A 12,036-nucleotide genomic window follows, 5' to 3' on the forward strand; every position below is an offset into this window, starting at 1 on the left:
CTACTCGGCCGCCTCGCGCGGCGGGCCCATCCATATCCGGTCCGCGCAGAGGGTCATCCGCAGGCGCTTGCCCTTCTCGTCCCGGGCCACGACCGCCTGCCTGCCGGGGTAGTCGCGCGGCGCGGACACCACGGCGAGGTCATTGGTGACCATGGCGGCGTTCGGCGGGGTGCTTGTGGGGCAGTCCTGGTAGCGCAGGGCGGCCGTGACGGTCCCGCCGCGCCCCAGGTCTATCGGCAGGGGCTTGCCGTGCCCTACGGCATCCGACTCGGGCCCCTTGCCGAGGTGGACCTCGAAGGCCGGGAAGCCGTGGAACACACAGGGGCCCGCGCCCTTGTTGGCGATGGAGAGCCGGGCCTCGCGCTGCGCGCTGTGCGGCTTCTTCTTCAGGACGGTGAGCTTCCAGCGCAGGCCCTTGGTCGTGCAGTTGGCGTGCAGCGCCGCCATCCGCGCCGAGCCGCAGCCGGTCAGGGCCAGGCCCGTCACAGCGGTCAAGGTCAGCGTGGCCGCCGCCACCGCGAGAAGTGAACGCCGTCGCACGGCTCCCCCTGTTCGTTGCGCAGAGTTCCTTGCCGTTAAGGAAACATTTCACGCGTCCGGGGTTGCCTCGGCGTCCGTACGAACTTCCGCGCGCCACCGCGGCCCCCGCTCCTCATCCGCGTACGCCCATCGTCTCCGCGTCCGCCTCCGGGAGCCACCATGCACTGTCCGGGAGCGCCAACCAGGCGTGCCGACGGGCCAGTTCGCGGGCGGCGGCCCGCAGCGCGTCCAGCCCCGGATGCCGCAGCCCCCGCCGCCACACCAGGGACACCGGCGAGAGCGGTACGGGATCGACGAGCGGCCGCAGCACCATCCCCGGCACCTCGATGAACTCCACGCTCGCCAGCACCGACCACCCCCGCTTGCGCACCACCCGTATGAACTCCTGCTTGCCCTCGATCTCCGGGAACGGCTCGGCGGTGGCGATACCGCGCCCGGCGAAGAGCCGCTCGGCCAGGTCCGTCCACTCCGCGGTCTGCGGGTTGCCGGCGGCCGCGTAGAGCGTCTCGCCGGCCAGCTCCGCGAGGGCGACGGCGGAGTGGGCGGCCAGCGGATGGTCCTCGCGCAGCAGGACCGCCATCGGCTCCAGGCGTACCGGCTGGTGGTCGAGGCCGGCGCGCAGGGCGGGCGGCAGCGCCGCGATCCGGCCGAAGGAGACATCGAGCCGTCCGGCCGCCACCTCGGCCGCCGCGCCCGTCAGCCCGCTGTGGAAGCGGGCGACCAGCTCACAGCTGTCCGGCACCCGGGCCCTGGCCGCCTCCAGCACCCCGTGGGCGGTACCGATCGGGACACCCACGTCGACCAGCAGCGGCCGCTCCGGGGCGGCCCGGAAGGCGGTGGCCAGCTCGTCGTGCGCGCTCACCACCCGCCGCGCGTACGGCAGGAGCCGCGTTCCGTCCGCCGTCAGGGCGACCTGGCGGGTGGTCCGCAGGAACAGGGCCGCGCCCACCTCCCGCTCCAGGCGGCGGATGTCGCGGCTGAGCGCCTGCTGGGCGACGTACAGCCGGGCGGCGGCCCGGGTGAAGTGCAGCTCTTCGGCGGTGGCGAGGAAGGCGCGCAGCAGTCGCGGATCGATGTCGTACGGCATCGGGTCATCCTGGCAGCAGCGGTTCCGCCGATGCCCGCGGAGGCCTGACGCACATTGACAACACAGGTGAGTGAATGGGTGCTGACCAGGTGTTGGACGGCGACGGCAGGGCCAGCGACCGTAGAGGCATGATCCTCTTCCTCGCCGCCCGGCCGGTCACCTCCCCCCGGCCCGTACGCCCGGCCCCGCGTCGTGCCCGCTTCCGTCCCCTCGCCCCCTACCGCCGGCTCTTCGCCGTCCCCGGTACGCGCGCCTTCACGGCCGCCAACCTGCTGGCCCGGCTGCCCATGGGGATGCTCGGCGTCAGCGCGGTGCTGATGATCGCCGGCTCACGCGGCTCCTACGCACTGGCCGGGGCGGTCACCGCGACCGGGCTGGCGGCAACGGCGCTGGCCGGGCCGTGGACCGCCCGGATGATCGACCGTCACGGCCAGTCCCGTATCGCGGTCCCGGCCACCGCGCTCGCCGTCCTCGGCTCGCTCTCGCTCCTCCTGTGCGTCCACTACGGCGCGCCCGACTGGGCGCTCTTCGCCTCGTACGCCGCCACCGCCACCACGCCCAACACCGGCGGGATGTCCCGCGCCCGCTGGGCGCACCTCTTCCGCGACGACCCGGCCGCACGGCACACCGCCGACTCCTTCGAACAGGCCGCGGACGAGCTGTGCTTCCTGCTCGGGCCGGTGCTCGCGACGCTGCTGTGCACCGCACTCGCCCCGGAGGCGGGTACGGCGGTGGCCGCGGTGCTGCTGCTGACCGGGGTGCTGCTCTTCGCGGCCCAGCGCCGCACCGAACCCCCCGTGGTGCCGGCCCCGGCCACCGGCCGGCCCCGCTCGCCCCTGCGCCTGCCGGGGCTGCCGCCGCTCCTGGCCACCTTCCTCGCCACCGGCGCGGTCTTCGGCTCCCTGGAGGTCGTGACGATCGCCTTCGCCGACGCGCAGGGCATACGGACCGCGGCGGGCGGACTCCTCGCCCTCCAGGCGGCGGGCTCCTGCGCGGCGGGGCTGCTCTACGGCCTGCTGCGGCCGGCCGGTCACGCCGGCCGGCGCTTCCTCGGCTGCACGGCCGCGATGGCCGCCCTGATGCTGCTCCCGCTGCTCGCGGCCGCGACGGGGAGCTGGGCCGCACTGGCCGCGGCGCTCCTCCTGGCCGGTATGGCGACCGCGCCGACCATGGTCACCGGCATGGGAATCGTCCAGGCGCTGACGCCGCCCGGGCAGCGGCACGAGGGCCTGACGCTCGCCGTGACCGCGCTGCTGGGCGGGATCGCGGCCGGATCGGCGAGCGGCGGCTGGGCGGTCGACCACCTGGGCGCGACGGGCGCGGCCTACGGGGTGCCCGCGTCGGCGGCCGCCCTCGCGGCGGCCGTCGCCCTGCTCACGGCACGCCGTGGCCCGAGCCGCCCGCCCGTGCCCGTCAGCTGATCGGGTCCGTGTGCCGCAACCGCCGGGGGAAGGTCGCAACGACCGGGCCGTACCCCCCGACCGTGAAGGCGAAGGTCACCCGGGAACCGTCGACGAAGCCGACCTCGTGCGTGCCGTGCCGCACATCGGTACGGTTCCGCACCCAGGCGGCCTGCCGCCGCTCCACCCGCCACGCGTGCTCCACCGCGTCGGCACCGGCCATCGGCTCCCGCCTGTTGCCGGCCAGCCGCACCCGCACCACATGGAGATGGTGACCGGTCACCAGCAGCACCGACAGGTACCGGAACGAGCAGCGCGGCCGCAGCACGGCCGCCAGCTGCCCGGCCAGGCTCTCCCAACCGCCCGACAGCTGGGGGGTGTCGCGGTGGTGGCCCTCGTCCCACCTGTCCACCACGGCGTTGACGGGATTGAGGCGGTGCAGTCCCCATTCGGCCCGCCCCATGCCGTCGACGAGCCGGTCACCGGTGGTGCGCTGCGCCGAGAACGCCTGCTGCCGGAACGGCCGCGGCGGCTCGGGGAGCTGCTCGCCCGCCTCGACCGGATGGCCGGCGACGACCCGCTCCCCGGGCGGCAGCACGGCCGCCGCCCGTTCCGTGACCGCACGGGCCAGCGCATGCCGGTCGATGGGCAGCAGTGCGGACTTGAGCCCCAACCACAGCTCGTCGGCGAATGTCACCCGAAGGCCTCCCGCACCGACCGCTCGGCCTGCGCCGGTGACTCGTCCATGCGCGCGTCGAAGCTCTTCGGCTCCGGGCGCGTCTCGTATTCCACGGTCTCTTCCGCGAGCGCCGGACCGTTCTCGATCATGGCACCCGTCAAAGCGCCCCCGGGGTCGACCCCGAGGACACCCTTGGCGATCTTCTTGCCCTGCTTCCAGGCGAGGAACTGGGCGACATCCGTACCCGACGGCCGGTTGCCGTGCAGCAGGTCGCCGGCGATCCGCCGCCGGGCACCCTTCCACTCCTTGATCTTCGCGCGGTCCAGCCCGCGCAGATACCGGCGGAGCCGGGAGAGCTTGGCCAGCGCCTGGGTCCGCTTGGCGATGTCGGCGAGCTTGTCGGCGAGCCTGGCAGCGATCCGGGTGGCCTTCGCGGCCCGGTAGGCGACATTCGCCGCACCCGCCATCGGCCCGATCGCCGCGGCGGCACCGGCCGTCAGCAGCGAGAGGATCGCCGTGGTGGCGGCGGTGACCATCAGCGCCTCGACGATCTCCACGAGGAGTTCGGTCATGGCCTGCTCGGCCATGGCGCAGGCCGCGGCCGCCATCTCCAGCAGCTCGGCGACCGTGTCCATGTCGTCGGCCTCACCGAGCAGGGCCTGCTCGAAGTCCGTCATGGTCGTGGTGAATCCCTCGGCGGCGTCGCCCTGCCACGCGTGCTGCACGGCCTTGCGCTCCGCCACCAGGTCCTCGACCACACCGCGCAGATCTCGCGCCGCGCTCCGCCACTCCCGGGCGGTCTCCTCCAGCAATGCGCTGTCGCCGGTGACCCAGTCGAACCAGTCGTCGGCGCCGCACTGCTTCAGGACGCCCTTGATGATCTCGTCGAGGGTCGCGGCGAGCGGATTGCTCCAGTCCAGGGTGTAATTGATCCGGTCGAGCGCGCTCGACGCGGCCTGCCCCGCGCCCATCAGGCACCGCCCCCGAAGCCGCGCGCGGTCTCCTCTTCGTTGGCGTCGTAGTTGTCGGCGGAGCCGCGGACCCCGTCGGCGATGGACCGCAGCATCTCGCCGGCCCCTTCGAGGTCCTTGCCCGACTGGTCCTTCTGCTCGATGTAGTCGGCCCTCAGGCCGTTCGCCTCGGGCAGCTGCCCGAACACTCCGTCCGACAGATCCAGCCCGGCCGTCCGCTGCCGGATCCTGTCGATCCGGTCGGCAGCGCTCTCCGCCGCACGGGCGTAGCGGCGCAACGCCTCGCTCTCGACATCGGTGCCCTGACCCATTACTCCCCCGTTGCCTCGCCATTGCCGACGCTTTGCCGAGCAATGACACACCGAAGGTCAAGGATTCGTCAAACACTTCTGGGGCATGCACCTGTCCCCCGGAGGCAATCCCTCATACCGACCTGAACCCCTCATCGGGTGAGAATCCCGCAAAAAGCTCGGCCCTGAAATGGCCCGACCCTCGGGAAAAACGCGCCCACACACGACTCAGGCCCCGCCGTCTCTGGGACGGCGGGGCCTGGGCCTCACATGGGATGAGTGGAGATGGCGGGAATCGAACCCGCGTCCAACGGTGCGGAATCAGGGCTTCTCCGAGTGCAGTTCGCTGCGATTTTCTCGGCCCCGGAGATCACGCGAACAAGTCTCCGACGGGCTCAGCCACTGTTTGATTTCCTTCTAAACCCCGTGACCGGGTCTAGAAGTTTAGTCCCCTAGCTGATGCCAGGATCCGGGTCGGGAACAGCCCCGGGCTGACACTTCGCAAGTCGCTACTTAGGCAGCGAGGGCGAAGGAATCGCGCTTGGTATTGGCGATTATTGGTTGCGACATATGGTTAACGAGATCATTGCCGCTTCCTCGACTCGCTTCCCCTGCTTCGACATCCGCTGTCGAAACCGATCATCCCCATGTTGATTTATCAAGGTGGTACCCACACCCCTCGCGGGGGTGTGCTCCCATCGTACGGGAACAACGCGGGCCGTTGCCAGCGTATTCCCGGCTGACCGGCCGGAACGGGCCCGTCGGGGCAGATCAGGCCCGCTGCCGGCGCCGCGCCGCGGAGATCGCCCGGTCCGTCTCCCGGCGGTCCTGCTGCTCGCGGAGCGTCTGCCGCTTGTCGTACTCCTTCTTGCCCTTGGCCAGGGCGATCTCGACCTTGGCCCGGCCGTCCTTGAAATAGAGCGCCAGCGGCACGATCGTGTGCCCCGACTCCTGGCTCTTGGACTCCAGCTTGTCGATCTCCACGCGGTGCATCAGCAGCTTCCGCTTGCGCCGCGCGCTGTGGTTCGTCCAGGTGCCCTGGGCGTATTCGGGGATGTGTACGTTGTGCAGCCAGGCCTCGCCCCGGTCGATCTGGATGAAGCCGTCCACCAGCGATGCCCGGCCCTGCCGCAGCGACTTCACCTCGGTGCCGGTCAGCACCAGGCCGCACTCGTAGGTGTCCAGGATGAGGTAGTCGTGCCGCGCCTTCTTGTGCTGCGCCACGAGCTTGCGCCCGGGAGTCTTGTCCTTGCCCTTGTCCTTAGCCATAGTGCGGCCATTTTCGCACTATGCACCGCCCCCGAGGCCACTCAATACTGTGCGGGCCCGTTTCTCCGCGCCGGACCCGACGACGACGTCGGGCGTCAGGCCGGCGCCGTCGACGTTCCGGCCGGCCGGGGTGCGGTAGTGGCCGACGGTCAGCTCGGCGACCGAACCGTCCGGCAGCTCGCTGGGCATCTGCACCGAGCCCTTGCCGAAGGTCCGGGAGCCCACCACGAGCGCCCGCCCCCGGTCCTGGAGCGCGCCGGACAGCAGCTCGGCGGCGCTCATCGTGCCGCCGTCGACGAGGACGACCAGCGGGAGGCGGGTGTTGCCGCCGCGCCGGGCGTACAGCGCGCGCTGGCTGCCGCGTACGTCGTACGTCGCGACCAGACCGCCGTCGAGGAAGGCGGACGCGGTGGCCACCGCCTCGGTGACCAGGCCGCCGGTGTTGCCCCGCAGGTCGAGCAGCATGCCGCCCTCCGGGGAGGCCCGGCGCACCGCCCGGCGGACCGCCGCGCCGGTGCCCTTGGCGAACGCGGCGATCTTGACGCGGGTCGGGCCGTGCGCACCGGCGGGACGGTCGATGACGACGTTCCGGGATCTCAGCCGGGTGCGGTGCAAGGTGGCCGACCAGCGGCGGGTGCCGCGCTGCAGGTCCAGCGTCACGGGGGTGCCGACGGCGGCGGGACCGCGGGTCCCGCCGGAGGCGGCGCCGCGCAGCCGGGCGACGACGTCGGTGACTGGTGCGCCCCGGGACGGGCGGCCGTCGACCGCGCGCAGCCGGTCGCCCACGGCGATGCCGGCCCGTGCGGCGGGGCCGCCGGGCTGGACCCGGGACACCTCGATCCGGCCGTGCGGCACCTGCCGCACCCAGAGCCCGACACCGACATAGGCGCCGTCCAACTGCGCCTGGAAGTCCTTGAACTCGCCCGGACTGTAGATCGTCGACCAGCGGTCGCCGCTGCGGCTGACGACGTCGGCGGCGGCCTGGGCACCGGACTTGCCGTCCGCGACGGCCTCGGAAGCGGCCCGCTCGACGGCCGCACGGTCCGCGGTGGCGGCGTCGGGGGCGTGCGCTCCGACCGCCGTGGCGTCGTGGGCAGGCCGCTCGGCCGCGCCCTGTGTCCGGTCGCTCCACGTGCCGGTCGCAGCGCCCGTGGCGAGCACGCTCGCCAGGAACAACGTCAGGGCCGCCCCGCGGCGAATGCGGCGGGGCCGGTCGTACGAACACGGGCCCGGCATGCCGGTGAGTCTAGGGGACAAAAGGGCGCCGTACGGCTGGTTGACCGTACGGCGCCCCTTGGCAAAGCTCACACCTTGAGGTACTTGCGCAACGCGAAGAACGCGGCGAGCGCGGGCATCAACAGCCCGATCAGGAGGACCAGCGGGAGGACCGCGGCCACCGAGTCCCAGCCGATGAAGTTGATCACCTGGATCTTCTTCGCCAGCCAGTTGTTGACGAGGACGTACTTGCCGCCGACGATCAGCACACAGGCGAAGGCGGCGCCGAGCAGGCCCGCGATGGCGGCTTCCAGGATGAACGGCATCTGGATGTAGAAGCTCGACGCTCCCACCAGCCGCATGATCCCGGTCTCCCGCCGACGGCTGAACGCCGACACCCGCACGGTGTTGACGATCAGCATCAGCGCAACGACGAGCATCAGCCCCATCACGACCAGCGCGGCGATGTTCATGCCGTTGAGGAGGTTGAACAGCGGCTCGACGGTGTCCCGTTGGTCCTGCACCTCCTGGACGCCGGGCCGCTCGGAGAACGCCGACTTGATGACGGCGTACTTCGTCGGGTCCTTGAGCTTGACGCGGAAGGACTCCGGAAGCTGGTCGGGCGTGACCAGCCCGGCCACGGGGGTGTCGCCGAACTGCTCCTTGTAGTGCTTGTACGCCTGGTCGCTGGACTCGTAGACCACCGGCTTCTGGACGATCGGCAGCCGGTCCAGCTCGGCCTTGATGTCGTCCTTCTGCTGCTGGGTGGCGGCGCCCTTGGCGCAGTTGGCACCGGAGTCGGCGTCGTTCTTGTTGCAGAAGAAGATGGAGACGTTGACCTTGTCGTACCAGTAGCCCTTCATCGTGCTGACCTGGTCGCGCATCAGCAGCGAGGCGCCGAACAGGCCCAGCGAGAGGGCTACGGAGACGATGACGGCGAAGGTCATCGTGAGGTTTCGGCGGAGACCGACGCCGATCTCCGACAGGACGAACTGGGCGCGCATGGCGTCCTTTCAGTGCTGGTAGCCGTACACGCCGCGCGACTGGTCGCGTACGAGCCGGCCCTTCTCGAGTTCCATGACCCGCTTGCGCATCTGGTCGACGATCTGCTGGTCGTGGGTGGCCATGACCACCGTCGTACCGGTCCGGTTGATCCGGTCCAGCAGCTTCATGATGCCGACCGAGGTCTGCGGGTCGAGGTTGCCGGTGGGCTCGTCCGCGATGAGCAGCATCGGGCGGTTGACGAAGGCCCGGGCGATGGCGACGCGCTGCTGCTCACCACCGGAGAGCTCACCCGGCATGCGGTCCTCTTTGCCGCCGAGACCGACGAGTTCGAGAACCTCGGGAACCGTCTTGCGGATCTGGCCGCGCGGCTTGCCGATCACCTCGAGGGCGAAGGCGACGTTCTCCCCCACGGTCTTGTTGGGGAGCAGTCGGAAGTCCTGGAAGACCGTGCCCACCTGGCGCCGCATCTGCGGGACCTTCCAGTTGGAGAGCTTCCCGAGGTCCTTGCCGAGGACGTGCACATGGCCGTGGCTGGCGCGCTCCTCGCGCAGCAGCAGCCTCAGGAAGGTGGACTTACCGGAGCCCGAGGACCCCACCAGGAAGACGAACTCGCCGCGCTCGATCTCGAGCGAGACGTCCCTGAGTGCAGGGCGGTTCTGCTTCGGGTAAGTCTTGGAGACGTTGTCGAATCGGATCACTGATGCACCACGGTCGACCTGAATAGGGGCACGGTTGCCGAGTTGCGGCTCCCGTCGGTGTGCGTGACCATACGCGAACCTCGCACGGCGGCGCAGTCGGCGTAGGGGGTTGGTGCGTTTATTCACGGCACCTACGGGACAAAAGGCGCACAATCCCGCGGGACGCGCCGTTCCGGCGATGAGCTGGCACAGTGGAAGAGGGAACCAAGGCACCCTCCGGTGCGTTGGTGCAGTGGAGAAGGAGGTCGCATGACGTACGACCGACTGGTGTGCGCCAACTGCGCGGCCCCTGTGAGCGAGGGCCGCTGCCCCGTGTGCCGGGCGAGCAGAGAACGTCTTCAGCAGCAAGCGGGCGGTGTCTTCGCCCAGCTCAGCCCTGCGATGCTGGTGGCGCTGATGATCGTGTTGATCGCGGTGTCCGTACTGCTCCACCAGGCCGTCTGACACCCGTACGAGGCTTTTCCCGGCTGCGGCGGTCACGCCGACGCCGAGGGGCCCGGGACGCGCATGCGTCCCGGGCCCCTTTGCGCGCTACACCTCAGCGTCAGGCCGCTGCGGCGCCGCCGCCGTTCTTGTTGACCAGACGGGGCAGCATACGGAAGCCCACACCGCCCGCGATCATCGTCGCGGCGCCGATCAGCAGGAAGGTGGTGCCGGAGGAACCGGTCTCCGCCAGCTCACCGCCCTTGGCCTGCTGCTTTGCCTTGCCGGGCGTGTCAGCGATCTGCTCCTTGCCCTGACCGGGCTGCTCGATCGGCTTGGTGCCCTCGTTGTCGGTGCCGGTGCCGGTGCTGGAGTTGCCACCGGTGCTGGGACCGCCGGTGGAGTCGTCGCCACCGGTCGTGCTGCCGGACTGACCGCCGGTGGTCTCGTCGCCACCGGTCGTGCTGCCGGACTGGCCACCGGTGGTCTCGTCACCGCCCGTCGTGCTGCCGGACTGACCGCCGGTGGTCTCGTCGCCACCGGTCGTGCTGCCGGACTGGCCACCGGTGGTCTCGTCACCGCCCGTCGTGCTGCCGGACTGACCGCCGGTGGTCTCGTCGCCACCGGTGCCACCGGTGCTGTCGTCACCACCGATACCGCCGGTGCTGTCGTCACCGCCGATCTCACCGCCGGTGCTGTCGTCGCCACCGATCTCGCCGCCGACCTGACCGCTGGAGTCGCCGCCGGTCGAGGAGTCACCACCGGAGGAGTCACCGCCGGAGTCGCCGCCGCCGATGATCCCGCCGATAATGCCGCCGATGATGCCGCCGTCCTGGCCCGGGGTCTCACCCGGGCTGGCCGCGGAAGCAGCGCCGGCCGCGGTGAGCGACGCACCGGCCGCAATCACTGCGCCGGCCGCAATGCGCGCTACGCGCAGCCGCGTCTTCTTCGTCATGTACTGCTACCCCCAGTAGCTGAACTCGTCATTGGAGCACCGTTGCGCGGGGCGACGAGCCGATGTCGGGGTGCACGAGCTTCGGTCCCGCCCTGCGGCAGACCGCTCAATTCCCCGTTCCTACACGCGCCCCAGACATACGCATGCCGCGCTCAGCCTTCCCAGTTCGGCCATCATCGTCAAGGTCGAATAAAGTCCCGATGCCCGAATTGCCAAGCGGTGGGCGGTACATGGACATACGACTGTGACCAAACCGCCACAGCAAAAACAACTGCCTCCCTGAAGGAGGCAGTTGTTTCACGTACGGAGCACGCGGATCCGCTACTTCTCCTGCTGCTTGCGCCAGCGGATGCCGGCCTCCAGGAAGCCGTCGATGTCGCCGTCCAGCACACCGGTGGGGTTGCCGACCTCGAACTCGGTCCGCAGGTCCTTGACCATCTGGTACGGGTGCAGGACGTAGGAACGCATCTGGTTGCCCCAGGAGTTGCCGCCGTCGCCCTTGAGCGCGTCCATCTTGGCCTGCTCCTCCTGGCGGCGGCGCTCGAGGAGCTTGGCCTGGAGGACGTTCATCGCGGTCGCCTTGTTCTGGATCTGCGAGCGCTCGTTCTGGCAGGAGACGACGATGCCGGTGGGGATGTGCGTCAGCCGGACCGCGGAGTCGGTGGTGTTGACGCCCTGGCCGCCGGGGCCGGAGGAGCGGTAGACGTCGACCCGCAGCTCGGACTCGTCGATCTCGATGTGGTCGGTCTGCTCGACGACGGGCAGCACCTCGACACCGGCGAACGACGTCTGGCGGCGGCCCTGGTTGTCGAACGGCGAGATGCGCACCAGGCGGTGCGTGCCCTGCTCGACGGAGAGGGTGCCGTAGGCGTACGGGACCTTGATGGCGAAGGTGGTCGACTTGATGCCGGCCTCTTCCGCGTACGAGGTCTCGTAGAGCTCGGTCTTGTAGCCGTGCCGCTCGGCCCAGCGCAGATACATGCGCTGCAGCTTCTCGGCGAAGTCGGCGGCGTCCACGCCACCGGCCTCGGCGCGGATGTTGACGACCGCCTCACGGGAGTCGTACTCGCCGGACAGGAGGGTGCGGACCTCCAGCTCGTCGACCGCCTTGCGGACGGCGGTGAGCTCGTCCTCGGCCTCGGCCCTGGCGTCCTCGTCGCCCTCGGCCTCGGCGAGCTCGAAGAGCACCTCGAGGTCGTCGACGCGGCCGCGCAGGTCCTCGGCCTTGCGCAGCTGGCCCTGGAGGTAGGACAGCCGACTGGTGATCTTCTGTGCGTTCTCCGGGTCGTCCCACAGGGACGGCGCCGCGGCCTGCTCCTCGAGCACGGCGACATCGGCCCTCATCTTGTCGAGGTCCAGGACGGCCTCGATCGACCCCATGGTCGAGGAGAGGGACTTCAGCTCTTCGGATACATCGACGACTGCCACGCACCCAGCCTAACGGCTGCCACCGTCAGCGTGACCCGGCCCCGGCAGGTCGGACCTGCCGGGTGCCCGCGCGGCC

General features: G+C 70.7%; 13 protein-coding genes and 1 other RNA gene. 2 read left to right on the forward strand and 12 right to left on the reverse strand.

Translation table 11 applies throughout. The features are described 5' to 3' along the window. Both Scani_RS31240 and Scani_RS31245 read right to left on the reverse strand, forming a co-directional pair. The gene (locus Scani_RS31240; RefSeq protein WP_159481112.1) at positions 1-540 is read right to left on the reverse strand and encodes a DUF4232 domain-containing protein; all 540 of its coding nucleotides are present in this window, start codon (positions 538-540) and stop codon (positions 1-3) included. Positions 541-652: 112 nt separating this feature from the next. Beyond that, complete coding sequence (locus Scani_RS31245; protein WP_159481113.1) at positions 653-1,627, reverse strand: LysR family transcriptional regulator; 975 nt, start codon at positions 1,625-1,627, stop codon at positions 653-655. A 74-nt stretch (positions 1,628-1,701) separates the two neighbouring features. Here Scani_RS31245 and Scani_RS31250 point away from each other — a divergent pair, with 74 nt between their 5' ends. Continuing rightward, complete coding sequence (locus tag Scani_RS31250) at positions 1,702-3,048, forward strand: MFS transporter (RefSeq protein ID WP_246296251.1); 1,347 nt, start codon at positions 1,702-1,704, stop codon at positions 3,046-3,048. On the opposite strand, the gene Scani_RS31255 is transcribed toward Scani_RS31250, so the two are convergent. The 8 genes from Scani_RS31255 to ftsE form a co-directional block, all read right to left on the reverse strand. Continuing rightward, positions 3,041-3,724, reverse strand: coding sequence for a hypothetical protein (locus tag Scani_RS31255; protein ID WP_159481114.1), 684 nt, complete (start codon positions 3,722-3,724; stop codon positions 3,041-3,043). The genes Scani_RS31250 and Scani_RS31255 overlap by 8 nt on opposite strands. Next, positions 3,721-4,677, reverse strand: coding sequence for a WXG100 family type VII secretion target (locus tag Scani_RS31260; RefSeq protein ID WP_159481115.1), 957 nt, complete (start codon positions 4,675-4,677; stop codon positions 3,721-3,723). The genes Scani_RS31255 and Scani_RS31260 overlap by 4 nt, the downstream gene beginning before the upstream one ends. Further along, positions 4,677-4,988 (reverse strand): DUF2563 family protein, encoded by a 312-nt coding sequence (locus tag Scani_RS31265; protein ID WP_159481116.1) that lies wholly within the window; start codon positions 4,986-4,988, stop codon positions 4,677-4,679. Before Scani_RS31265 ends, Scani_RS31260 begins: the two co-directional genes overlap by 1 nt. 256 nt (positions 4,989-5,244) lie before the next feature. Continuing rightward, positions 5,245-5,614: a transfer-messenger RNA gene (gene ssrA / locus Scani_RS31270) on the reverse strand. A 124-nt stretch (positions 5,615-5,738) separates the two neighbouring features. Beyond that, on the reverse strand, positions 5,739-6,236 hold the full coding sequence (gene smpB, locus Scani_RS31275; protein ID WP_159481117.1) for an SsrA-binding protein SmpB: 498 nt from the start codon (positions 6,234-6,236) through the stop codon (positions 5,739-5,741). An 18-nt stretch (positions 6,237-6,254) separates the two neighbouring features. Then, complete coding sequence (locus tag Scani_RS31280) at positions 6,255-7,472, reverse strand: S41 family peptidase (protein ID WP_159481118.1); 1,218 nt, start codon at positions 7,470-7,472, stop codon at positions 6,255-6,257. Positions 7,473-7,540: 68 nt separating this feature from the next. Further along, on the reverse strand, positions 7,541-8,455 hold the full coding sequence (gene ftsX / locus Scani_RS31285; protein WP_159481119.1) for a permease-like cell division protein FtsX: 915 nt from the start codon (positions 8,453-8,455) through the stop codon (positions 7,541-7,543). 9 nt (positions 8,456-8,464) lie between these two features. Then, entirely contained in the window at positions 8,465-9,154 is a 690-nt protein-coding gene (ftsE, locus tag Scani_RS31290) for a cell division ATP-binding protein FtsE (protein ID WP_018091242.1), read from the reverse strand. Positions 9,155-9,403: 249 nt separating this feature from the next. On the opposite strand from ftsE, the gene Scani_RS31295 reads away from it, so the two are divergent. Continuing rightward, positions 9,404-9,598 (forward strand): hypothetical protein, encoded by a 195-nt coding sequence (locus tag Scani_RS31295; RefSeq protein ID WP_159481120.1) that lies wholly within the window; start codon positions 9,404-9,406, stop codon positions 9,596-9,598. Positions 9,599-9,698: 100 nt separating this feature from the next. Here Scani_RS31295 and Scani_RS31300 read toward each other — a convergent pair whose 3' ends face one another. Both Scani_RS31300 and prfB read right to left on the reverse strand, forming a co-directional pair. Next, positions 9,699-10,532, reverse strand: coding sequence for a hypothetical protein (locus Scani_RS31300; protein ID WP_159481121.1), 834 nt, complete (start codon positions 10,530-10,532; stop codon positions 9,699-9,701). Between the two features lie 321 nt (positions 10,533-10,853). Further along, positions 10,854-11,960, reverse strand: coding sequence for a peptide chain release factor 2 (gene prfB, locus Scani_RS31305; protein ID WP_085926708.1), 1,107 nt, complete (start codon positions 11,958-11,960; stop codon positions 10,854-10,856). Positions 11,961-12,036: the final 76 nt, after the last annotated feature.

The sequence above is a fragment of the Streptomyces caniferus genome (assembly GCF_009811555.1).
Classification (GTDB): Bacteria; Actinomycetota; Actinomycetes; order Streptomycetales; family Streptomycetaceae; genus Streptomyces; species Streptomyces caniferus.

Excerpts from the sequence above, each read along its gene's own strand:
- Scani_RS31245 (WP_159481113.1), bottom strand. The coding sequence starts at position 1,627 with ATGCCGTACGACATCGATCCGCGACTGCTGCGCGCCTTCCTCGCCACC.
- ftsX (WP_159481119.1), bottom strand. The coding sequence starts at position 8,455 with ATGCGCGCCCAGTTCGTCCTGTCGGAGATCGGCGTCGGTCTCCGCCGA.
- Scani_RS31250 (WP_246296251.1), top strand. The coding sequence starts at position 1,702 with ATGGGTGCTGACCAGGTGTTGGACGGCGACGGCAGGGCCAGCGACCGT.
- Scani_RS31260 (WP_159481115.1), bottom strand. The coding sequence starts at position 4,677 with ATGGGCGCGGGGCAGGCCGCGTCGAGCGCGCTCGACCGGATCAATTAC.
- Scani_RS31280 (WP_159481118.1), bottom strand. The coding sequence starts at position 7,472 with ATGCCGGGCCCGTGTTCGTACGACCGGCCCCGCCGCATTCGCCGCGGG.
- smpB (WP_159481117.1), bottom strand. The coding sequence starts at position 6,236 with ATGGCTAAGGACAAGGGCAAGGACAAGACTCCCGGGCGCAAGCTCGTG.
- Scani_RS31265 (WP_159481116.1), bottom strand. The coding sequence starts at position 4,988 with ATGGGTCAGGGCACCGATGTCGAGAGCGAGGCGTTGCGCCGCTACGCC.
- Scani_RS31300 (WP_159481121.1), bottom strand. The coding sequence starts at position 10,532 with ATGACGAAGAAGACGCGGCTGCGCGTAGCGCGCATTGCGGCCGGCGCA.
- Scani_RS31295 (WP_159481120.1), top strand. The coding sequence starts at position 9,404 with ATGACGTACGACCGACTGGTGTGCGCCAACTGCGCGGCCCCTGTGAGC.